The 22,404-nt window shown below is 62.2% G+C and carries 21 protein-coding genes, 1 tRNA gene and 1 riboswitch; of the genes, 15 read left to right on the top strand and 7 right to left on the bottom strand.

Annotation, left to right across the window (positions count from 1 at the left end; translation table 11 throughout):
* The first annotated feature begins 256 nt into the window (after positions 1-256).
* The 7 genes from GVL52_RS23295 to GVL52_RS23265 all read left to right on the top strand — a co-directional run bounded on the left by GVL52_RS23295 (position 257) and on the right by GVL52_RS23265 (position 7,708).
* Entirely contained in the window at positions 257-1,306 is a 1,050-nt protein-coding gene (locus tag GVL52_RS23295) for a LacI family DNA-binding transcriptional regulator (protein ID WP_160011479.1), read from the top strand.
* Positions 1,303-2,325, top strand: a complete 1,023-nt coding sequence (locus GVL52_RS23290) for a polyamine ABC transporter substrate-binding protein (protein WP_160011477.1) — start codon at positions 1,303-1,305, stop codon at positions 2,323-2,325. Before GVL52_RS23295 ends, GVL52_RS23290 begins: the two co-directional genes overlap by 4 nt.
* A 61-nt stretch (positions 2,326-2,386) precedes the next feature.
* The gene (locus tag GVL52_RS23285) at positions 2,387-3,214 is read left to right on the top strand and encodes an ABC transporter permease (RefSeq protein ID WP_160011475.1); all 828 of its coding nucleotides are present in this window, start codon (positions 2,387-2,389) and stop codon (positions 3,212-3,214) included.
* Positions 3,211-3,990, top strand: coding sequence for an ABC transporter permease (locus GVL52_RS23280; protein ID WP_160011473.1), 780 nt, complete (start codon positions 3,211-3,213; stop codon positions 3,988-3,990). Before GVL52_RS23285 ends, GVL52_RS23280 begins: the two co-directional genes overlap by 4 nt.
* Positions 3,983-5,008 (top strand): ABC transporter ATP-binding protein, encoded by a 1,026-nt coding sequence (locus GVL52_RS23275; RefSeq protein WP_160011471.1) that lies wholly within the window; start codon positions 3,983-3,985, stop codon positions 5,006-5,008. The genes GVL52_RS23280 and GVL52_RS23275 overlap by 8 nt, the downstream gene beginning before the upstream one ends.
* Before the next feature lie 4 nt (positions 5,009-5,012).
* Complete coding sequence (locus GVL52_RS23270; RefSeq protein ID WP_160011469.1) at positions 5,013-5,933, top strand: nucleoside hydrolase; 921 nt, start codon at positions 5,013-5,015, stop codon at positions 5,931-5,933.
* Positions 5,930-7,708, top strand: a complete 1,779-nt coding sequence (locus tag GVL52_RS23265; RefSeq protein ID WP_160011467.1) for an adenine deaminase — start codon at positions 5,930-5,932, stop codon at positions 7,706-7,708. Before GVL52_RS23270 ends, GVL52_RS23265 begins: the two co-directional genes overlap by 4 nt.
* A gap of 54 nt (positions 7,709-7,762) precedes the next feature.
* Here GVL52_RS23265 and GVL52_RS23260 read toward each other — a convergent pair whose 3' ends face one another.
* Complete coding sequence (locus GVL52_RS23260; RefSeq protein ID WP_160011465.1) at positions 7,763-8,941, bottom strand: M20 aminoacylase family protein; 1,179 nt, start codon at positions 8,939-8,941, stop codon at positions 7,763-7,765.
* A 259-nt stretch (positions 8,942-9,200) separates the two neighbouring features.
* On the opposite strand from GVL52_RS23260, the gene GVL52_RS23255 reads away from it, so the two are divergent.
* Together GVL52_RS23255 and GVL52_RS23250 are read left to right on the top strand one after the other, a co-directional pair.
* Positions 9,201-9,863: a sulfite oxidase-like oxidoreductase gene (locus tag GVL52_RS23255; protein WP_160011463.1), complete on the top strand. Its 663-nt coding sequence runs from the start codon at positions 9,201-9,203 to the stop codon at positions 9,861-9,863.
* A gap of 264 nt (positions 9,864-10,127) precedes the next feature.
* Positions 10,128-10,817, top strand: a complete 690-nt coding sequence (locus tag GVL52_RS23250) for a response regulator transcription factor (RefSeq protein WP_160011461.1) — start codon at positions 10,128-10,130, stop codon at positions 10,815-10,817.
* Here the strand turns inward: GVL52_RS23250 and GVL52_RS23245 are convergent.
* Genes GVL52_RS23245 through GVL52_RS23235 form a run of 3 tightly spaced genes read right to left on the bottom strand, consistent with a single transcriptional unit; the run spans position 10,814 to position 12,433 of the window.
* Positions 10,814-11,407, bottom strand: coding sequence for a hypothetical protein (locus GVL52_RS23245; protein ID WP_244619259.1), 594 nt, complete (start codon positions 11,405-11,407; stop codon positions 10,814-10,816). The two genes, GVL52_RS23250 and GVL52_RS23245, sit on opposite strands and share 4 nt — an antisense overlap.
* A 56-nt stretch (positions 11,408-11,463) precedes the next feature.
* The gene (locus GVL52_RS23240; protein ID WP_160011457.1) at positions 11,464-12,210 is read right to left on the bottom strand and encodes a CbtA family protein; all 747 of its coding nucleotides are present in this window, start codon (positions 12,208-12,210) and stop codon (positions 11,464-11,466) included.
* A gap of 13 nt (positions 12,211-12,223) precedes the next feature.
* Positions 12,224-12,433, bottom strand: a complete 210-nt coding sequence (locus GVL52_RS23235) for a CbtB-domain containing protein (protein WP_160011455.1) — start codon at positions 12,431-12,433, stop codon at positions 12,224-12,226.
* A gap of 29 nt (positions 12,434-12,462) precedes the next feature.
* Positions 12,463-12,578: riboswitch (cobalamin riboswitch) on the bottom strand.
* A gap of 93 nt (positions 12,579-12,671) precedes the next feature.
* Here GVL52_RS23235 and GVL52_RS23230 point away from each other — a divergent pair.
* The 3 genes from GVL52_RS23230 to GVL52_RS23220 all read left to right on the top strand — a co-directional run bounded on the left by GVL52_RS23230 (position 12,672) and on the right by GVL52_RS23220 (position 16,056).
* Entirely contained in the window at positions 12,672-13,232 is a 561-nt protein-coding gene (locus GVL52_RS23230) for a histidine phosphatase family protein (RefSeq protein ID WP_160011453.1), read from the top strand.
* Positions 13,233-13,630: 398 nt separating this feature from the next.
* Entirely contained in the window at positions 13,631-15,196 is a 1,566-nt protein-coding gene (locus GVL52_RS23225; RefSeq protein ID WP_160011451.1) for a bifunctional diguanylate cyclase/phosphodiesterase, read from the top strand.
* Between the two features lie 236 nt (positions 15,197-15,432).
* A complete protein-coding gene (locus tag GVL52_RS23220) occupies positions 15,433-16,056 on the top strand; it encodes an outer membrane protein (RefSeq protein ID WP_160011449.1) in 624 nt (207 codons plus the stop codon).
* Between the two features lie 110 nt (positions 16,057-16,166).
* Here GVL52_RS23220 and GVL52_RS23215 read toward each other — a convergent pair whose 3' ends face one another.
* The gene (locus GVL52_RS23215; RefSeq protein ID WP_160011447.1) at positions 16,167-17,612 is read right to left on the bottom strand and encodes a hypothetical protein; all 1,446 of its coding nucleotides are present in this window, start codon (positions 17,610-17,612) and stop codon (positions 16,167-16,169) included.
* Between the two features lie 198 nt (positions 17,613-17,810).
* On the opposite strand from GVL52_RS23215, the gene GVL52_RS23210 reads away from it, so the two are divergent.
* From GVL52_RS23210 to GVL52_RS23200, 3 genes are all read left to right on the top strand, one after another.
* Positions 17,811-18,398 (top strand): transglutaminase-like cysteine peptidase, encoded by a 588-nt coding sequence (locus tag GVL52_RS23210; RefSeq protein WP_160011445.1) that lies wholly within the window; start codon positions 17,811-17,813, stop codon positions 18,396-18,398.
* A 203-nt stretch (positions 18,399-18,601) separates the two neighbouring features.
* Positions 18,602-19,453: a hypothetical protein gene (locus tag GVL52_RS23205; protein WP_160011443.1), complete on the top strand. Its 852-nt coding sequence runs from the start codon at positions 18,602-18,604 to the stop codon at positions 19,451-19,453.
* Between the two features lie 358 nt (positions 19,454-19,811).
* Positions 19,812-20,399: a transglutaminase-like cysteine peptidase gene (locus GVL52_RS23200; protein ID WP_160011441.1), complete on the top strand. Its 588-nt coding sequence runs from the start codon at positions 19,812-19,814 to the stop codon at positions 20,397-20,399.
* A 326-nt stretch (positions 20,400-20,725) separates the two neighbouring features.
* On the opposite strand, the gene GVL52_RS23195 is transcribed toward GVL52_RS23200, so the two are convergent.
* Both GVL52_RS23195 and mnmA read right to left on the bottom strand, forming a co-directional pair.
* Positions 20,726-20,802: transfer RNA gene (locus GVL52_RS23195), tRNA-Met, on the bottom strand.
* Positions 20,803-20,912: 110 nt separating this feature from the next.
* The gene (gene mnmA, locus GVL52_RS23190; RefSeq protein WP_160011439.1) at positions 20,913-22,112 is read right to left on the bottom strand and encodes a tRNA 2-thiouridine(34) synthase MnmA; all 1,200 of its coding nucleotides are present in this window, start codon (positions 22,110-22,112) and stop codon (positions 20,913-20,915) included.
* Positions 22,113-22,404: the final 292 nt, after the last annotated feature.

Here is a 22,404-nt window from a genome sequence, read left to right as displayed (position 1 = left end):
TGGCCAAGGACTACGTCTCGCTCAACGTCGCCGTCGGCGGCGGCTACAACCCGGACGGCAAGCCAACCGTGGCACCGCCAAAGGCTAGCTGAGCAAACGATTGAACATGCAAAGCCCCGGTTCGCCGGGGCTTTTTTGTATCTGCGATACGCAAGCCAGTTGCGGATAATTCAAAATCGGCACAAGAATGGATTCGACATCGGTCGCCGCGTCATGTACGCATTGGTTAAACGATTAATCCAACACATCGAAAACCATGCCGCCAGCCCGACCGGGACCGAATCTGAGCAGGATTGCCACGTCGCTCGGCGTCTCCGTGGCGACGGTTTCCAATGCGCTTTCCGGCAAGGGCCGGGTTTCCGAACAGCTCGCCGAGCGCATCAGGGATCACGCAACGGAACTCGGTTATGTCCCGAGCCAGGCTGGCCGTGCGCTCCGCACCGGACGCAGCGGCGTCATCGGCCTTGTCCTGCCTGACATCGCCAATCCCCTCTTCCCGAAGCTCGCGCAGGCAATCGAGTTCGCCGCAACCTCGGCAGGCTACGGCGTCCTCATCGCCGACTCGCGCGGCAACGTCTCCGCCCAGACCGAGGCCATCAACCGGCTGATCGAACGCGGTGTCGAAGGCCTGGTCATCGTGCCGCGCCGCGCCACCCGCATCTCCGCTGCCAGCTGTCCGGTGGCCGTCATCGATACGGCATCGACACCAGGCAACACGGTGGCAGCCGACCATTGGCAAGGTGGCCGCGACATCGCCGCCCATCTCGGCGAGCTCGGCCACAAGCGCATCCTGATCATCGGCAACAACCCCGAATCCAATGTCCAGAACGATCGCGCCGGCGGGATCCGCTCCGGGCTGCGCCACGACATGCAGGCCTCGATCCTGTGGGTCGAACGCCTGGAGCGCGATCACGGCGGCGGTTGCGCGCTTGGCCTCGCCGAAAAGGTCCGTGAGGGCTTCACCGCCTTTGCCGCCTTGTCGGATCTGCAGGCGCTGCGGGCTCTGACCGAACTCCAGCGCGACGGGATCACCGTCCCGGACATGGCAAGCGTCACCGGTTTTGACGATCTGATCTGGTCTGCCGTCGTCACGCCGGGCCTCACCACCGTGGCCATGGACATGGCAACGATCGCAGACATCGCAATCTCATCCTTGATGAAAACCATACAGGCGAGCGGAAGCCGTGAAGGCGTGCTCGTCAGTGCCGATACCGATCGGGTGCCTATGCAACTGATCGTTCGCCAATCATCGGGCCTCGTAGACCCAACGACAACGAGCCTCTCAAACGGAGAACTCCTGATATGAAGCATGCTCTCATCGCCTCGGCAGCCCTTCTGGCCCTGTCTCCCCTTGCGGCCCACGCCCAGGAAAAGACCCTGACGATCTCCGTCTATGCCTTCGCTCAGGACGATTTCAAGTCGATCGTCTACGACCCGTTCGAAGCCAAGTGCGGCTGCAAGCTGGTCGTCGAAACCGGCAACAGCGTCGAGCGTCTGGCGAAAATGGAAGCCAACAAGGCCAATCCTGTCATCGACATGGCCGTCGTTTCCATGGCGGATGCGCTGTCAGCCACGCGCCAGGGCCTGATCGACAAGATCGACACCTCCAAGCTCAGCAATTTCGGCAAGCTCTACGATATCGCCAGGGACCCGAACGGCGACGGCATGAGCGTCGGCTACACCTTCTACGCCACCTCGATCGCCTATCGTTCAGACAAGATGAAGATCGAGTCCTGGGCCGATCTGCTGAAGCCGGAATATATCGGCCACGTCGCCTTCCCGAATGTCACCACCAACCAGGGGCCGCCGGCGCTGTACATGCTCGGGCTCGCGCTCGGCAAGGACACGCCCGACCTGAAGGCGCCGATCGAGGCGCTCGGGGAAAAGAAAGACGAGATCGTCACCTTCTACGAAAAATCCTCGCAGCTGGTTCAGTTGATGCAGCAGGAAGAAATCTGGGCCGCCCCGATCGGCCGCTTCTCCTGGGCCGGCTTCACCAAGCTCGACGTTCCCGTCGCCTGGGCCACCCCTAGGGAAGGCCAGACCGGCGGCATGAACGTCATGGTCATGACCAAGGGCTCGAAGAACCAGGATCTCGCCATGCAGTTCATGGATTTCTGGCTCTCCACCGACATCCAGACCAAGCTCGCCGAAAAGCTGGTGGATAGCCCCGCCAACAAGGAGGTCAAGCTGTCGGACGCTGCCGCCAACAACCTGACCTATGGCGAAGACACCGCCAAGAGCCTGAAGCTGATCCCCTCTGCCGCCGCACTCGACAATCGTGCCGGCTGGCTGAAGGAATGGAACGACCAGGTCGGCCAATAATCACGAAGACGGCTCCGGCGCTGCCGGGGCCTCATCTTGCGATCGCTCTGAGAGACGCCTCATGTTTCAAAACCGCGCAGAAGCCCTGGCACTCGCCCTGCCCGCGGCCCTGTTTGCCGCGCTGGTCTTCCTGCTACCCGTCGTCATCCTTCTCTCCGAAGGTTTTCACATCGATGGGAGCTGGACGCTCAGCGCCTATACCGGCTTCTTCTCCGAGCAGCTCAACCGCACGGTCTTCCTGCGCACTTTCAAGCTCGGGCTCGAAGTCACTGTCGTATCCGCCGTCATCGGCTATGCCGCGGCGTTCGCGATCGTCAGCCTGCCGCCGAAGGGCAAGGGCCGGATGATCGGCCTGATCACCCTGCCGCTGATGATCTCGCCGGTTGCCCGCACCTATGCCTGGATCGTCATCCTCGGCCGCACCGGCATCGTCAACCAGGCGATAACAGGGCTCGGCCTCAGCGACACCCCGCTGCGCCTGCTGTTCACCGAGACCGCCGTCTTCATCGGCCTGCTGCAGCTTTTCCTGCCGCTGATGATCCTGTCGCTGATCAGCGCGCTCGAAAACATGCCGAAGGACGCCATCCCCGCTGCCCGCGTGCTCGGCGCCAACTGGTTCCAGGTGTTCTGGAAGGTCATCCTGCCGCTGACCCGCGAAGGCCTCGTCGTCGGCGGCACGCTGGTTTTCACCGGCTCGCTGACGGCCTATATCACCCCCGCAGTCCTCGGTGGTTCCAAGGTGCTGATGCTCGAAACCCTGCTCTACCAGCAGGTCTCGGTCGCCAATGACTTCGTCGCCGCCAGCGTCATCGCCTTCATGCTGATTGCCATGAGCTTCGCCGCCAACATCCTCTTGAAGCGCCTTGCTACTGCGAGGAACAAGCGATGACCTCCCGCATCCTTTCGCCGCTCGTCCTCGGCCTGCTGCTGATCTTCTTGATCGGCCCGTTCCTGATCATCATCGCCGCCTCGCTGTCGGCAGGCGAAACGCTGGCCTTCCCGCCGCAGGGCCTGTCGCTGCGCTGGGTCTTCAAGGTCTTCACCATCGACAGCTTCCGCGACAGTTTCGCCATGTCGATGTTTCTCGCCATCGGCGGCACGCTGACCGCCCTGATCCTCGGCATCCCCGCCGCCTACGCCCTGTCGCGCTACAAGCTGCCCTTCGGCGAAACGGTGCGCACCATCGTCTCGCTGCCGATCATCGTTCCCGGCATCATCGTCGGCCTGGCGCTGCTGCGCTATCTGGTCGTCCCCTTCGGCTTCAACATCACGCTGGCGCTGTTCTTCGCCCACACCGCGCTGGTGCTGCCCTATGCCGTCCGCGTCGTCTCGGCCAGCCTCAACAACCTGCGCTCCGACATGGAGGAGGCCGCCGTCCTGCTCGGCTCTTCCCGTGTCGGCGCCTTCTTCCGCGTGGTGATGCCGAACATCCGCGGCGGCATTCTCGCCGCCTTCATCCTCGGCTTCGTCACCAGCTTCAACCAGGTGCCCGTCTCGCTCTTCCTCTCCGGTCCCGGCGTCCGCACGCTGCCGATCGACATGCTGGGCTACATGGAAACCACCTACGACCCGTCGATCGCCGCCCTGTCGGCGCTGCTCGCCTTCCTGTCCATCGGCATCGTCTTCCTTGCCGAACGCTTCCTGGGGTTCTCTCGCTATGTCTGACACCTATCTGCAACTCGACAAGCTGACGCTTGCCTACGGCGATACGGTCGCGGTGAAGGATCTCGACCTGACCATCTCAAAGGGCGAACTCGTCGCCCTGCTCGGCCCCTCCGGCTGCGGCAAGACCACGACGATGCGCTCGATCGCCGGCCTGCTGAACCCAAGCTCCGGGCGGATCACCCTCGATGGATCAGACATCACCCGCGTCTCCGCCAACAAGCGCAACATCGGTCTGGTGTTCCAGTCCTATGCGCTGTTCCCGCATCTGACCGTTTACGAAAACGTCGCCTTCGGCCTCCGCCTCAAGGGCATCGGCGGCCAGGATCTCGACGCAAGAGTCAATGCAGGCATCAAGTCCGTCGGCCTCGCCAGCTTCGCCGCCCGCAAGCCGACCGAGCTCTCCGGCGGCCAGCAGCAGCGCGTGGCGCTGGCCCGCTCCATGGTGATGGAGCCCAAGGTTCTGCTGCTCGACGAACCGCTCTCCAACCTCGACGCCCGCTTGCGTCTGGAAATGCGCGCCGAGCTGCAGCGCGTCCAGAAGGAAACCGGCGTCACCATGATCTTCGTCACCCACGACCAGATCGAGGCCCTGGCGCTCGCCGACCGGATCGTGGTGATGCTGAACGGCGGCATCGAGCAGATCGGCACGCCCGAAGAGATCTACAACCAGCCCGTCTCGGCCTTCGTTGCCGATTTCGTCGGCTTCGAGAACGTCTTTGCGCTGGAGAACGGCAAGCTGGTAACGCCGCAAGGCCCGATCGAACTTCACGCTCCAGCGCCGCAGGCCGCAAAGGGCCTCGCCTGGCGTCCGCGCATGGTGGTCCTTGGCTCGGGTCCTTTCCAGGGCACCGTGCGCGGCACCTCGTTTGCCGGCAACACCCGCGAATATCTGCTCGACACGCCGCTTGGACCCATCAAGGCCGAAGTCGATGCGGCCCTGCCGAGCCACCCGATCGGCTCCTCGCTTTCCTTCGATCTGCCGCTTGTCGCCGCAGCTCCACTCTCGCGCTACAGGTAATATCATGGGCGTCTGGATCGACACCGACATGGGCTTCGACGACATTGCCGCCATTCTGGTGGTAACCGACGCCAAACTCGACATAGCGGGCATCTCGCTGGTCTTCGGCAACACGCCGCTGCCGCAGGTGCGCACCAATGCGGCTCGTGCTGCCAAGGCGTTCGGCTGGGCCTTTCCAATTCATAGCGGTCGCGCGTCCGCCGTGTTCGGCGAGATCGAGACCGCACAGGCGATCCTCGGAGAAACCGGCATCCCGACATCAGGCAAGACCCTGCCCGAAGCCGAACCCCTGCCTGAGAGCGACGCCTTCACCGCCCTCTGCAGCTGGCTCGATACCGACGGCCCGCACCGCATTCTGGCGCTCGGCCCGCTCACCAATATCGCGGCCCTTGCACTCGCCCGCCCGGATCTCGCCGCCTGCATCACCGAACTCACCTGGATGGGCGGCGGCGTCACCGCGGGCAACCATACTGCATCGGCGGAATTCAACGCGCTTGCCGACCCCGAGGCGCTGGCAATCGTCATCGCCCACGGTCTGCCACTGCGCATGGTCGATCTCGACCTCTGCCGCAAGGTCATCGCCATGCCCGGCGATGTCGCGCCTATCCGCAACGCCGGTGGCGCCAATGCCGCCATGCTTGCCGATTTTCTTGACGGCTACATCGGCATCGGCACCAGCCGCGGCCGCCCCGGGATGGCGATCTACGATCCCTGCGCCGCCGTCGCCTTCGTGGCGCCCGAACTCGTCAGCTTCCGCGCTGCCCGCATCGATGTCGAGCTGCACGGCAGCCTGACGCGCGGTCGCACCGTGGTCGAAACCCGCACAAACCACGCCGCACCCAACGCCGAATACGCCATCGACATCGACGCCGAGGCGGCCCGCGCCATCATCCTTGGCGCACTGGCTGGAGAGGCCCGCAAATGAGCTCGCGTGAACCGATGGACCTCAACGATCCCGATCTGCGCGCCCGCGCCGTTGCCGCCGCCCGCGGCGATGCACCGTTCGACGTGCTGATATCAGGCGGCCAGCTTCTCGATGTCGTCACCGGCCTGATCCGCGACGCCGATATCGGCCTCGTCGGCCCGCTGATCGCAAGCGTGCACGCGCCGGCCACCCGCGCCGATGCCGCAGAGATCATCGACGCCCGCGGCAGCATCATCGCGCCGGGCCTGATCGACACCCACATGCACATCGAAAGCTCGATGGTGACGCCATCAGGCTATGCCGCCGCCGTCCTGCCGCGCGGCGTCACCACGATCGTCTGGGACCCGCATGAATTCGGCAATGTCCACGGCCTCGACGGGGTTCGCTGGGCAATCGAGGCGTCGCGCGGTGTCCCATTGCGGATGATCCTGCTTGCTCCGTCCAGCGTCCCCTCGGCACCCGGCCTCGAAGTGACCGGCGCCGATTTCGACGCCTCCGTCATAGCGCAGATGCTGCAATGGCCTGAGATCGGCGGCGTTGCCGAGGTGATGAACATGCGCGGTGTCATCGACGGCGATCCGCGCATGACCGGCATCCTCAACGCCGGCCTCGCCTCGGAAAAACTGATCTGCGGCCATGCCCGCGGCCTCGAGGGCGCCGACCTCAATGCTTTCATGGCGGCAGGCGTCACCTCCGATCACGAACTGACCTCCGCCGACGACCTGCTGCAGAAGCTCGCCGCCGGCCTGACGATCGAGCTGCGCGGCTCGCACGACCACCTGCTGCGCGAATTCGTCACCGCGCTGAACGGCCTCGGCCACCTGCCCTCGACCGTGACGCTCTGCACCGACGACGTCTTCCCCGATGAACTGTATTATTGCGGCGGCCTCGACGATGTCGTTCGCCGCCTCGTCAGCTACGGCATGAAGCCCGAATGGGCACTGCGCGCCGGAACCTTCAACGCCGCGCAACGCCTGCAGCGCCCCGACCTCGGGCTGATTGCCGCCGGTCGCCGCGCCGATATCGTATTGTTCAAGGATTTTGTCGAGTTCGAAACCACGGCGGTCATCGCCAACGGCCGCACGGTGTCACGCAACGGCAGCATGGTCGTCGATATCGCCGCCTCCGACAGCGAGCGTCTCCAAGGCTCCGTCAAGCTGCCCACCTTGACCGAAAACGACTTCCGCATTCCCTCCGAAGGCACCCACGTCCTCGTCGCCACCATTGACCGCCCGCGCTTTACCCAGTGGGCGGAAGCAGAAACAGTCGTCACAGACGGTTTTGTCGTTCCGCCGGCGAGCAGCGCCATGATTTCGGTCACTCACCGTCACGGCAAGGTTGATGGCCACCCGCGCATCGGTTTCCTCACCGGCTGGGGCGAATGGCGCGGCGCCTTCTGCACCACCGTCGCCCATGACAGCCACAACCTCACCGTCTTCGGCGGCAATGTCACCGACATGACGATCGCCGCCAACGCGGTGATCTCATCGGGCGGCGGCATGGCGGTTGTCCAGGATGGTGAGATCAAGGTCCTGCTGCCCCTGCCGCTCTCCGGCCTCGTCACCGACGCCCCCCTCGAACAGACCGCCGCATCCTTCCGCGCCATCCGCATCGCCATGGAAGACGTGGTCGATTGGAAGCCGCCCTACCTGGTGTTCAAGGCCTGCTTCGGCGCGACACTCGCCTGCAACATCGGCCCGCACCAAACTGACCGCGGCATTGCCGACGTGCTGACGGGGCGGGTGATGGAGAGCCCGGTTCTTCAGGTTCTGTAGGCTGTTGATGTGGTCTGGTGGGAGAACGCGGTTAATTTCTGCCGCGTGGCTCCCTCATCCCCGCTCCGCAGCCAACTCCCGCTCGACCAACCGCGCCCAGAACGCCACCCCCGGCCCGATCGCATCATCGTTGAAGTCATACGCCGTATTGTGGTGCAGCGCGCCATCCACCGCCGGACCGTTGCCAAGCCAGACATAGCATCCAGGCGCATTCTGCCCGAAGAACGAGAAGTCATCGCCCGCCGTCGATGGTGGAAAGCGCGTCACCACCTTGTCGCCGAACACGTCGGCAGCCGCACCCAGCGCCCGCGCCGTCGCATCCGCATCGTTGACCACAGGCGGGATGCGGCGCTCGAAAGCATAGTCTGCCTCGATACCGAACATAACGGCCGTCCCCTCCGCGAGGCGCCCGATCTCCGCCTCCAGCTGGTCGCGCACCTCGGGTGAATAGGCCCGCGCCGTCCCGCCGATCTCGACGATATCGGGAATGACATTCAGCGCCTTGGGATCACCCGCCTGCAGCGAACAGGCACTGACGACCGCCGGCTGCAGCGGATCGACCACGCGCCCGACGATGGTCTGCAGCGAAGAGAGAAACGTGCCGGCCGCGGTAATCGGATCGCGGCCGAGATGCGGCTTGGCACCATGTGTGCCGGTGCCGCGAAAGGTCAGCCGCCAGCTATCGGAGGAGGCAAGCTGCGGTCCTGCAACCACGGCCATCTCGTCGACGCCAAGCCCCGGCATGTTGTGCAGGCCATAGACGGCATCGCAGGGAAAGAGATCGAACAGCCCCTCCTCGACCATCCGCCTGGCACCGCCCCGGCCTTCTTCGGCCGGTTGGAAGATGAAATGAACCGTGCCCGAAAACCCGCGGGTCGCCGCCAGATGGCGGACGGCGCCGAGAAGCATCGTCGTATGCCCATCGTGGCCACAGGCATGCATCTTTCCCGGCACCGTCGACTTGTATGGCCGATCGGCGATCTCCGGCATCGCAAGTGCATCCATGTCGGCGCGCAGCCCGATCGACCGCGTCCCGTTGCCGACCTGCAGCGTGCCGACGACGCCGGTGCCGCCGAGGCCGCGATGCACGGTCAGCCCGGCCTCTTCCAGAAGCGTGGCCACGATACCGCTGGTCCGCACTTCCTCGAAACCAAGCTCCGGATGTGCGTGCAGATCGCGACGCAATGCAGTGAGAAAAGGCAGATCCGTTTCGATCCCGGCAGGAATACGCATGAGGCAGAAGATCCCGTAAATGCAAGCGGGCGCCAGAACGGCGCCCGCGATACCCGTTATTTATCAGACAAATAAACAGGAAACTCAACCGTTCGCAGCCGCAGCATCGCCATTCGCGGGCATTTCCATCGCTTGCTAACGGGATCGTGACGGAATTCGGCTGCGGAATGGCCGCCCCGTTGAAACACCGCCGTTCCCCCGTTCTTGACAGCGCTGACGACTGGGTGAACTAATTCATCGGAAGCACGAGAGGCCAGCAATGAGTGACGATCCAATCCCCGCCGACAGCAAGCTCACCTTATCGAAACGCCGCTGGGCCGACGAAGGCAAGTTCCTGACCGGACGCATCAGCCGCCCCGACGCCGATCGCCTGCCGCCCGGCCAGCATCTCGTCAAGAACTGGCCGGTGCTTGATCTCGGCCAGCAGCCGATGGTGTCCACCGACACCTGGCGCCTGGAGGTCGATGGCCTTGTCGAAACCCCGCTCAATCTGACCTGGGCAGCATTTCAGGCGCTGGAGCAGAGCACCAGGGTCTCCGACATCCACTGCGTCACCACATGGTCGCGCTACGACAACAAGTGGAAGGGCGTCTCGACCCGCGATCTCCTCGATCTCGCCATGCCGAAGCGCGATGCGACCCACGTGATGCTGACCAGCTATGACGGCTACACGACAAACCTGCCGCTCGTCGATTTCGCCGACGACGACGCCATCCTCGCAACCTCATGGGAGGGCCTGCCGCTGACGCGCGATCACGGCGGCCCGATGCGCCTGATCGTGCCGCATCTCTATCTCTGGAAGAGCGCCAAGTGGCTTCGCCGCATCGACATCATGCCGGCGGACGCCGCGGGCTTCTGGGAGAAGAACGGCTACAACATGCACGGCGATCCCTGGCGCGAGCAACGCTACTCCGACGATTGAGCAGCAAGCCGCCGTCTAGACTAAACCTGAGATTTGCGAACTCGATGGTTCCGCAGATGCGCGGAAATGGCACAGAGCTATTGCAACCGCGGCCCGACGCGTTTAACGGGTATTTATCTTGATATCGATTAGGATGTTATTCAGCGAAACGTTGAATGTATCATTTAAATGAACGGCCTCGTGCAGGCTGGAACCAGAACGCATGCCAAACCGGCCCATCCTGGGTTGTCCATCCGATCCATCGCATATTTCACGCATGAGTTGATGACCAAGGACACTTCATTTCACACCGTCACGCAGAAGCTTCTGGATGCCTGGCTGCGGACGACGCCGCAGGCGCCGGCAAAGCCCGAGGACGTCTACCGCGATGCGGTCGATCTGCTGACCATCAAGATGCGGCTCACCGTCATTGTTCTCGATGGTGAGGATCCGTTCGGCTGGCAGTTGCAGGTCGTCCGGTCCTCCGGCTTTGCCTCGCGGGTTCTCAACATCAACAAGCTCTTCGCAAACCAGCGGATCGGTGATTTCAAGGACCGCAGCTACATGGAAACGGCTGTCATCCCGCGCTACCGCGAAGTCATCGCCTCGCAGAAGCCATCGATGGAGCTGGTCAAGACCAGGCTGCTCGGGGTCAATATCGCCTACGAGCGGCTGATCCTGCCACAGAAGGCCGCGGCCTCAAAGCCGGCCTGGCTTCTGACCGTTACCAACGGCCGCTTCATGTTCAACGCCCCGGAGATGCAAGCCAAGCTCGACGTCACCGACGAGGCCGTCATCCAGCTCTTGACGGAAGGCGCCACGGCAAAGCAGATCGCCACCGAACTCGGCATCTCGCACCGGACGGTCGAGCATCGGCTTGAGCGCATGAAGGAGCGCTACGGCGCCAAGAACACCGTCCATCTCGCCGCCATGCTGGTGGCCATGCATCTGCATCGCGAGAACGACAAGAGCTAGAAGCCGGGGCGACCGAGAAACCGCCGGAACGCCAGCACGCCGAGACCGCACAGAGCAGCAAGCACAGTCAGCGATGCCATGCTGGCCGGATGCGTCGGAATATCGGCCCAAGCAGGGCGAACCACATCGGCTGTGTTGAAGGTTTCGCCGCTGAAGGCGCAGGTGATCAGCGCCAGTCCGCGCTCCACCATGCCGGCATCGATAGCAGAGACGATCTCGCCGGCAGCCGCAGCCTCGCGTGGCATGTCGCGCATCGTCAGCAGCACAGCCTTGGTGGCCGCCAGATAGGCATGCGAGCACTCGTTGAAGGGGCTCGCCTCATCGGTCACCCCGCCCGGCATCTTGCCCCAGAGACAGTAGGCATACTGGATCTGTGCATAGTTCAGCACGCGGCGAAACGGCTCTTTGGTGTCGGTGGCGCGCGCCGCGAGATCGATGATCCCCGCACGGTGCTCGGCCATGATGCTCATTTCACCATGGGAGATTTCGGGAATGGCGATGCCGCTATGCGAACCGCCACCGGTCCGTTGATGCGCAACAACCTCGCCGGCCGCGAACGACGGCAGGATGAGACAGACAGCAAGGAGCATCTTTCGGAAAAACATGGCAGTGTCGGACCCCGGCCGAACCGGGGCCTCCTCATCGATCAGTGAAACACAGGCGCCGGCGCGCGACGAATGCCTGCCGCTACGCCGAGCTTGCGTTCGGCAAGCGCACCGAACACCAGCCCGATCACGGCCCACAGGATCACATGCATCCCGATTGATGTGGTGCGGAAGCGCCAGAGCACCATGGCCGAATAATTTTCCGGCACTTCGTTGATCGCAGGCAGCAGATACTGCACCAGGCCGATGAACACGACATAGGCGAGCCCCGCCGCAATCGCCCCGTTCCACGCCCCGAACCGTGGCGCAAGCCTGCGGGCAACGGAGATCGCGGCAACCAGTGCGGCAATCGAAACGACGATCATCAGGAAGAACAGTTCGGTTCTGACGCCGATCGTATCCGCACTGCCCACAGCCGGCGGATTGGCCGGGTACTTGATGTTGGGCACGATGACGATCGCGACGAAAGCGGCAACGGCAATCACCGCCGATGTCGCACGCGCGCCGAGACGGCTGACGCGGCCCTGTACGAAAGCGAAGACCAGCGCGAAAATGCCGCCGATCGCGATGCTGTAGGCCATGACTCCGGTGAACAGGCCGATGCCGGCCTGCGTGGCGCGGCTGACCAGTTCAGGCTCCGCCGCCTCGCCGGCAGCCTGCGCTGCCGCCTCCTCGAATCCGATCGCCTGATCGACCAGGGGCTCGCCGAATGTGTGCGCAAAGGCAAACACCAGGACACCAGCGATCAGGCCCGCAAGCATGCCGCGAAGCAAAAGTTTTCCAACCATGTCTCAGACTCGCTTAGTGGCAGGGAAAGCCAAGGAGATGGCGGCCGTCATGCACGAACTCGTGCACGTACATGCCGTTGAAAAGCGCCATCGCGCCTTCTTCTGTGCCGACGAAATAGATGGCGATCAGCATCAGCAGGCCACCGAAAATGGCCCATGGCAGAATCTCGCCAACGGGGATGGGAGCCGGCACAGCGGACGGCGCAAAAGTGGTATCAGACATGAATTCCTCCTGGAATGCCGCGTTCAGTCGAGAATTGTTGCGTGGTAGGGTCTGACTTCCAGTCTGAGGTGTCCTCATCCTGATCACAGTGGCGCGACCGCACCGGAATTTCACCGGCTTCCAAACCTACAACACGACAGTTATAGCTGCGGCCATGAAGCTGTCAACGCAGCGTCACACAACAATGGCGCATCGCTCTCGCAATGGGTCACGCCTGCAATCCGGAGAAAAAACCAACGTGATGACGCGCCTTACCCTTATTTGCCATGGCGCCACCGCCGCCAATCGGCAGGCGCGCTTCCCGCTCGACGAACCACTGGAAGACGGGGCCATGGCCGAAGCGCCGGCGCTGGCACAACAGCTGCCCCGCGCCAGCAGGGTTTTCACAAGCCCCGCACTGCGCGCCCGCCAGACCGCCGACGCCCTCGGCCTGACCGCCGAAATGGCACCCGCGCTCGCCGATTGCGATTACGGCCGCTGGGCCGGTCAATCGATCATGGCGCTGCAGCAGAGCGAACCGGACGCACTGGCCACGTGGATGAGCGATGTCGATGCGGCTCCGCATGGCGGCGAGACCATTGCCGCTCTTCGTGATCGGCTCCTGCCATGGATGCAGGAACAGTCCGGCGCAGGTGGCCACGCCATCGCCATCAGCCACGCCGCACTCATCAGGGTCGCAATTCTGATCGCCTTGCAGGCACCGCTCTCGGCCTTCTGGCGTATCGACATCGACCCGCTCTCGACGGTGCGAATGACCAGCAACGGCACGCGCTGGTCGTTGCGTTTCGATCGCGCCTGAAATCCGAAGTTCCGCACTCGCTGATTTAGACAAGCCTTGCACAAGCCAATTGCGCGAAAGCTAATCTGCCTGGCATCTCCAGGTGATAATCCTTCGTAAAGGAGGTCTGACCATGTCGTACGACTGGAACGGCGCGCGGCTAAGACGCACGCGCCTCATGCGACTGACGGGTGGCGCCATTATTCTATGCCTTGCCGTCGCCGCATCCATGCTGATGCACCTGTAACTCCCGAAGATAACGGGCGAGCCACACCTCTCGCCCGTTTCTTTTTGCATATGTCAACACATGCATATACGCCTATGAGTAGGCTGGGATACCTAGAAATCACGTCCTGGTTTCAACGAACATTTTAGACTTTCATGTTATTTCTCTTCATGGTGGAGATGGAGTGGGGAGCATGCCGGCATTTTTCCGGAGCAGAGCCGGGCGGCAGTGGCTGTCGCTCATGGCGCTTGGGGCGGCAATATGGGTCGTCGGCGCGTTGCTGGAGCTCGGCGACCGGCTGGCCGGGTTCGTCCAGGAGTTCGATGATTATGGCGCCGACAAGCTCGTGCTCGCGCTCGCTGTCGCCGGCACCATGAGCTTCATCTATTCGGTCCTGAGAATTACCGATCTTCGCAAGGAGATGGAACTGCGCGCCAAGGCCGAGGCCAAGGCCGACTGGACCGCGACGCACGACCACCTGACGAAACTTCCCAATCGCTATGCCTTCGAGCGCGCCGTATTTCTGCAGAAGCGAGCGAAGATCGACGAATACAGTGACGAGTGGGAGCGCAATGTCACGATCTTCTGTGTGGATCTCGATGGCTTCAAGAAGGTCAACGACCTCATCGGCCACAATGGCGGCGACGCACTTCTGGTCGAGGTCTCCAAGCGGATCTGCGCCATCGGCAGTGCCGACTCCGTCTACCGCTTTGGCGGTGACGAATTCCTGATCGTCGCGACCGGTCTGTCGGAACAGCTCGAAGAGCGGCTGTCCCGATTGCTGATCCAGGCCGTGACGCGCCCGGTCTACATCAATGGCTTTGCGGTCGAAGTCGGCGCAAGCGTCGGTTACGATCGCTGGCAGCAGGGCGAGCCGCTTGAAGACACGGCACACCGGGCTGATCTCGCCATGTACGAAGCCAAATCACGCGGGCCGAACAACTACCTGGCATTCGAAACGCCGATGCGCGACAAGGTGGCGATGCGCGCTTCGCTTGAGGCGAAACTGCGCGTCGCCATCAAGAAGAAGGCGATACGCCCCTTCTATCAGCCGCTCATCGACCTGAAGACCGGCGAAGTCTGCGGTTTCGAAGCCCTCGCCCGCTGGACCGACGACGATGGCGTCAGCATTCCCCCGCCTGTCTTCATCGGCATCGCCGAAGAGACCGGCCTGATCACTGTTCTGTTCGAGGACTTGCTCGCCCGCGCCTGCCGCGATGCGCTGGCCTGGGACGACCATATCACCCTGTCGTTCAACGTCTCGCCGGTGCAGATGGAGGATCGGCTGCTGACGGCGCGCATCTTCAAGGCGCTGACGCTCAACGGCCTGCCCGCCCAGCGCCTCGAGATCGAAATCACCGAAAACGCCCTGATCCAGGACCCGGCCAGCGCGGCTGCCATCCTCGACGAACTCCACGATGCCGGCGTGCAGATCGCCCTTGACGATTTCGGCACCGGCTATTCGAGCCTCGCGCAGCTGGCCCGCTACCGCTTCGACAAGATCAAGATCGACAAGAGTTTCATTGCCACCTATCGCGACGACGAACGGCAGGAAAAGATCGTTCTGGCCATGCTCGCCCTTGGCGTCAGCCTCAACATCAAGACCACCGCCGAAGGCATCGAGGAGCCGCGCCAGCTCAACCATCTGCTGCATCTCGGTTGCGATATCGGCCAGGGTTACCTCTTCGGAAAAGCCATGCCCGCCGAGGAAACCCGGATCTTTTTGCAAAGCCGCAGCAAGCGGTTGGTCGCCGGCTGAAATCCCGCCCGCCGGGGTCCGATTTCACCACCGCTCACGCACACGTAATAAATTAGCTATTCTTGATGGAACCATCTACGATCTATCGACGTTGTTTCGTCGGGTCGCATAGACGGTTTTGTCTCCAGGCGCGTTGTTGTGCTTGCCAAAACGTTGCGGTCCATGGCCGGGCACTGCGGTGCTCCGCCATTCGTTCAGCTGAGTGTATCCTTGGTCAAGGGAGAGGGATTTCCATCATGAATGTCCGCATCATCACTGCATCAGCAGCACTGTTCATGTTCGCCGGAGCCGCATCCGCCGCCGATCTGGTCGCTGAAACACCACAGGCGCCGATCGAAGAGGCAGCGCCTGTCTTCACCTGGAGCGGCTTCTACACCGGTATTCAAGGCGGTGGGGCATGGGGCAGCGGCGATTTTTCCGGCATCGGTTCGGCCAATATGAACGGCGGCCTCGTCACCGGCTTTGCCGGCTATAACTGGCAGCTCGACAACAGCATCGTCCTCGGCGTCGAAGGTGACATTTCCTACAACTGGAACGACGAGGATGTCGGCGCCAACAATTACGAGTTCGACACGACAGGATCGGTTCGCGCCCGCGTTGGTTACGCCATCGATCACGCATTGCTCTACGGTGCGGCCGGCTGGACCGGAGCCCGCGGCCACGTCGATACGCCGATCGGCAGCGACAGCGCCACCTTCTCCGGTTGGACGGTGGGTGCCGGTGTCGATTACGCCTTTACCGACAACGTCTTCGGTCGCCTCGAGTATCGCTACAACGATTACGGCAACAAGGATCTCCTGGGCGTCAATACCGACTTCAACCAGAACGTCGTTACCGTTGGCGTCGGCTTCAAGTTCTGACACCGCGTTTCGACGCGTGCATACCGCATGACACGAAAAAAGCCCGGATCGCTCCGGGCTTTTTCATTGTCAGGTGGTGAAACGACACGGTCAGCTGACCTCTGGCCTGATCACGCCGGGTTGCTGGATGCGCCGTCGCCCTTTGGACCGCCCTTGCCATCCGGACCGGAACGACCCGACGAACCACCCTCGTCACCGCCCTTGTTGCCGTGCTCCGACTTCTTGCCGGACTCGCCGCCGTCAGACTTGTCGCCGCCCTTGTCGCCCTTGTCGCCATTTCCGGACTGGCCTGTCTGCTCACCACGACCGGAATTTTCGGTCTGGCCGCCGCCAGGAGACTGGCTGGGCTGCTCGTTGCCACCAGAATTGCTGCTCGTCTCGCTACTGCTCGACTTGTCGCTCTGGTGACTGTTATCAGGCTTGCTGTTCTGATCGCTGTGACCTTGCGTGCCCTTGTTGTCGTCGCGATCCGTCTTGCTCTGTTCGCTGGCCCCGGGACTCTTGCCCTGGTTCCCATCGTCCCGCTTGCCGTTATCGTTGCCGCCGAACATGCCACCCTGCTGCTGATGCTCAGACGTATCGTTCCTGCCGTCGCGATCCTGACGATCCTTCTTGCCGCCAAAGCCGAATTTCACAGTCTGTTCGCCACCCTCGGAAGCGCCATTGCGCTGACCCCAGCCGTTGCCCGGTCGGTTCTCCGATGGGCCCTTGTCGGGCCTGCCATTGTCGCGATCCCTGTTCGGCTCGGCGCGATCCGGACGGTCCTTGCCGTGGTGATCCTTGCTTGCCTGTTCATTGCCACGCGGGCCGTTGCCGAAGCTGCCATGCGGCCGATCCCTGCCGGAATCGCGGTCGCGGGGAGCGTCGTGTGACCAGCTCTTGCCCGGTTCGTTGCGATTGCCGCGCGGCGAACCGTTGCCAGGGCGATCCTTGCTAGGCTTGCCCTGGGCATGATCCTTGTGATCCCGGTTATCCCGGTTATCCCTGTGATCCCTGTGATCCCTGTGGTCCCGGTTATCCCTGTGGTCCTTGTGATCGTTCTTGTGGTCACCGTGGTGCGATCCGCTATGGGAGCCACCCTCGGTCGATCCGTGTCCGTGCGGACGATCACCACCGTGTCCACCGGCATGCGACGGACCCTTGTGTGGGCCTTTACCACCGTGGTGGTGATGACCATGCGAACCATGGCCATGACCATGACCGCCGGTAGCCGGATCCTCACCACCTGCTCCGTTGTCGCCACCACCTTGATCGTCACCGCCCTGGTCACCGGTACCCTGGTCACCGCTGACGCCGGAGCCGTTGCTCACGGGGTCGCTGGTGCCGGCACCGTTGCCGGTCGATGCCGATACCCGGGCGATCTGGCGATCGCGGTGGTGATCGGGATCGGCGAACGGGTTGAGGTTGATCGCCTCGACGGGCTTGCACAGCCGCGCTTCGATCGTCCCCGGAATTGCCACTTTGCAGTTAACGCCCAGTGCCTGAGCGCCTGCAAGGCTGCTCCCGGCAAGCAGAAATGCCATGCCGGCAGAAATATGAAGTAATTCTCTACGCATAACCACTCACTCCCAAAGTTAACAGAGCGTTAACGAGGTCGTTTATAGTTCGTTAATACATAAAACAAAATAGACCACAGGCGGGAGAGCTGCCCATCTTTTAATATATAGTTAACTACTAACATATAAAATTTTCATCAAATTCAACAGTGTAGACCAGGATTGACCGGCCACACGGTCGATCCCAAAGGGGTTTTGATGCGGATTTCCCTAGCAATTTCAATACTGGCAACAATACTGACTATAGTTCCGCAAGAGAGCTTTGCCGGCTCCATGCTGCGCCCCTCCCGATCGATCGGCGCACCGATCGGTTTCCCCTCTGCCTGCGCCCGATATGCCTGGCTGTGCCATAACAGGGCCGGCGGCCAGATCAGCGACGACCAGGCAATGTCCATGATCAAGCGGATCAACCGACAGGTGAATGCTGCCGTGACACCGGCAACCGACTTCACGACGACACGAAAGGCCGAATACTGGTCGCTGCCGATCGCCAACAAGGGCGATTGCGAAGACTATGCGCTTTTGAAGATGAAGACGCTTCTCGACGCCGGCTTTCCATCGAACAGGCTCTCGATGTCTGTCGTCATCGACCGCAACGGCGGCAACCATGTCGTCCTGCTGGCCCGCCTGGAATCGGGCGACTACGTGCTCGACAATCTCGCCGGCAGCGTGAAATTGTGGTCGAGCACCGGATACACATTCCTTGCCAGCCAGAATTTCAACAGCAAGAGCAGTTGGCAGGTAACGCTCGCCGGCCCTCGTGCCGGCCAGTTTTCCGGGACGTGACGTTAAATCTTGCCAGTGCACGACCCACACTGATGGTCAGTCAAATTTACCGACATGGCAATCGTTGATCAACAAAGCCCGGGTTGACACCCGGGCTTTGACATGTCGGAGGAGACAGCGGCACTGCTGCCGCCACCCCGTATCTCCCATCACAACTTTTAGTTAGCGTCAGCGCTTTGGCTGCTCTCGCTTCGATCATTGTGGTGGTTGTCGCCATCGTGGTCGCCGCCGCCGTTGTGGTCGCCGTCACCATTGTGGTCGCCGCCGCCGTTGTGGCCGCCGTCACCATTGTGGTCGCCGCCACCGTTGTGGCCGCCGTCACCATTGTGGTCGCCGCCGCCGTTGTGGCCGCCGTCACCATTGTGGTCGCCGCCGCCGTTGTGGCCGCCGTCACCATTGTGGTCGCCGCCGCCGTTGTGGCCGCCGTCACCATTGTGGTCGCCGCCGCCGTTGTGGCCGCCGTCGCCATTGTGGCCGCCGTCGCCGTTGTGGTCACCGTCGCCATTGTGGTCACCGTCGCCATGGCCACCGGGTCCACCGGGGCCGCCAGGGCCACCAGCATGCTCTTGCCCGCCGTGGTTGCCGTGATGCCGCGGCCCATTGTGATCGCCTGGATCACCGGGTCCGCCACCCCATCCTCCACCACCCCAAGAACCGCGTGGGCCGTGGCCGTTGTGATCGCCATCCCCGCGAGGACCGCCACCGGCGTGATCGCGCGGACCGCTGCCATCGTGACCGCGTGGGCCGTGGCCATTGTGGTCGCCAGGATCGCCAGGACCATTGTGGTCGCCAGGACCGTGGCCATTGTGGCCACGCGGTCCGTTACCATTGTCGCCATGATCACGCGGGCCGTTGCCATTGTGATCGCCGCGGTGGTGCCGACCATGATGGCGGCCGCCGCCGTTATCGTCGTCATCATCGCCGGGATCGACCGTCACCACAGGGGACGGATCGGTGCTGGCGGTTTCATTGCTGCCTTGGCCGCTGGACGGATTGTTTGGCTGGCTATTCCCCCTCGGATTGCCGCGAGCCAAACTGCTTCGGTCATGGTCTGAATTGACGAACGGATTCACATCGAAAATTGATTGAACCGGGAAGCACAGGCGCTCCTCGATCGATCCCGGTCGCACGGTCCTGCAATCGAGATTGAGCGCCTGAGCGCTCCCTAGACTTGTTCCTGCCAGCAAAAATCCGATACTGACAGAGAGCTTGATTAGTGTTTTATTCATTTCGCTCACTCCCTCGTTAACGAGACGTTAACGAGGAATTTTTTATATTAGTGAGCACTAAACAGGAAAGGACAAATAAAACTGAGGAGCGTACTCATTTCGGCTGCAATTACATTATTAAGTACTAATGAATCACCTAATAGTAGCCATCTGAGCAATCCGCAAACAACACAAGGATCTTTGCATGCGAAGAGCAATCGCCATTCTGGGTTTTGTTATCACTATACCTTTTTTTGCCACCACAAGCTTTGCCGGATCTGAAATTCCGGCCAGCCGATCTATCGCAGCACCGGCCGGTTTCGGCTCCGCCTGTGCCAAATATGGATGGGTTTGCCGCGGCAAGGGTGGCGCGGATGTCGGCGATCATGAGGCCCTGCGCGCGCTGCAGCAGGTCAATCGCTATGTCAATTCGACCGTGACGCCAACCGAGGACAAAGCGACAAGCGGCCAATCCGAAAACTGGTCCCTGCCCATCAACAACAAGGGCGATTGCGAAGACTACGCGCTTCTGAAGATGAAAACCCTTCTCGACATCGGCTTCCCGGCGAGCAAGCTGGCGCTATCGGTCGTCCTCGACCATAATGGCGACAACCACCTCGTCCTGCTGGCCCGGCTGAAATCCGGCGACTACGTGCTCGACAATCTCGCCTACACCGTCAAGCCATGGCAGCGCACGGGTTACACCTTCCTCGCCAGCCAGAATTTCAATCGCAAATCCAACTGGCAGGTGACGCTGGCAGGCCCTCGCGCCGGCCGGTTCGTCAAGAGCTGAAAGGCACTGTCCGATGTCCTGAACCGATGAAGGCCGCGTTGAGCGGCCTTCATCGCCCCAAGCGACTACGCGAATGGTGCCAAAAGGTTGCATACCTGCCACGCAATAGCCGGCTTACGGTCACGAAAAGGCGAATAGGTGTTTTTTTGGTGGCGGAACAAACCGATCCGACCTATCGTTTCCTAGGCAATGGAGGTTGCCGAAGGAGGAAATCATGAGCGATAGAGTTTTTGGCTTTATGGTCGCAGCTGAACTGTCGGCACTATTCTGGGCCGCTGTCTTCATCGTTGCTGCAGCAGGCGCTTGAGGCAGATGCTGGGAAAAGTTGGTAGCGGGGGGCGGAATTGAACCGCCGACCTCAGGGTTATGAATCCTGCGCTCTCACCAACTGAGCTACCCAGCCACTACTAACGATGCCGTTTGCAAAGCGCCCGGCCCGTGGAATGAGCGGCTTATAAGGTGCCGCTTGCTGTCATGTCAAGCGCATCCGTGAGAAAACACGCGAGACTTTTTTCAGGCCGCGACGGCACTTGTCAACAGCGCCTTCAGGGAGGCTTCCGCTGCCGGTTCGCGTTCCGATCGCTCGATGAAACCGCCGCCATAGACCCGCGCATTGTCACCAGGAGCCGAATAGAGCGCACAGGCCTGGCCTGGCGCCACGCCCGCCTCGCCCACCGCCAGATCCACGTAGATGCCGCTCTGATCGGCATGCAGCACCGCCGGTGTCGGCGTGCGGGTGGAGCGAACCTTGGCGAAACAGGCAAAGCCCTCGCCCGATGCCGCCTGCAGCAATTCCTCGTCGCCCAGCCAGTTGACGTCCCTGAGATAGACGCGGTGCGTCTCCAGCGCTTCCTTGGGGCCGACGATGACACGGCGTGAGCGGGCGTCGAGAAACACCACGTAGAGCGGCTCGCCGGTTGCGACGCCGATGCCGCGGCGCTGGCCGATCGTGTAGTGGAGGATGCCGTCATGGCTGCCGAGCACGCGTCCGTCGAGATGGACGATATCGCCCGCCAAGGCCGCATTCGGCTTCAGCTTGTTGATGATGTCGGTGTATTTGCCCTGCGGCACGAAACAGATATCCTGGCTGTCGGCCTTCTTGGCGACGACGAGCCCCATCTCTTCGGCAAGCTTGCGGGTCTCCGCCTTCGGCAGCCCACCCAACGGAAAGCGCAGGTAGTCGATCTGTTCCTGCGTGGTGGCAAACAGGAAGTAGCTCTGGTCGCGATCGGCATCCGCCGGGCGATAGAGCGCCCGCCGGCCGGGATTGCCGGGGCCCGGATTGGCGCCCGAGCGAATGTAGTGGCCGGTCGCCAGCGCATCGGCGCCGAGCTCCTTGGCGGTCTCGAGCAGGTCGGCGAACTTGACCGTCTGGTTGCACGACACGCAGGGGATCGGCGTCTCGCCGGCCACATAGCTTTCCATGAACGGGTTGATGACGGTGTCGCGGAAGCGCTTTTCGTAGTCCAGCACGTAATGCGGGATGCCGAGCGTTTCGCAGACGCGGCGCGCATCGTCGATATCCTGGCCGGCACAGCACGAGCCGGCGCGGTGCACGGCGGCGCCATGGTCGTAGAGTTGCAGCGTGATGCCGAGCACATCATAGCCCTGGCGCTTCAAAATGCCGGCCACGACAGAGCTGTCGACGCCGCCGGACATGGCGACGACAACGCGTGTATCTTCCGGCTTCTTGTCAAAATCCAGTGTATTCACGGGGCGTTGCCAGTTCCAAAACGTGTGATCATCCGCCCCCACCATACAGGGTTCCGGCGAATTTGCATCGTGGCCGACGGGATCGGCCGCAGGCTGCTTCATTGGCGTGGATATAGAAAGGATTGGGTTCGGGCGCAAGAGGTGGGGTTTTGGTTGCCGGACGTGGCGTCCGACCCGGAAGGCTATGTCGTGCCGCGTGGGGGGCTTTCACGGCAAAACACCTCGACAAACATGCCAAACACCCGAGTGCCAAAACCCCACGCGGCCCGAAAGCCCGTGATCCCACCATGCC

The organism is Rhizobium sp. 18055 (assembly GCF_902706285.1).
In the GTDB taxonomy this organism is placed as follows: Bacteria; Pseudomonadota; Alphaproteobacteria; order Rhizobiales; family Rhizobiaceae; genus Rhizobium.
The sequence above is the reverse complement of the archived record's forward strand: the minus strand, read 5'-3'. Positions and strand labels throughout refer to the sequence as shown.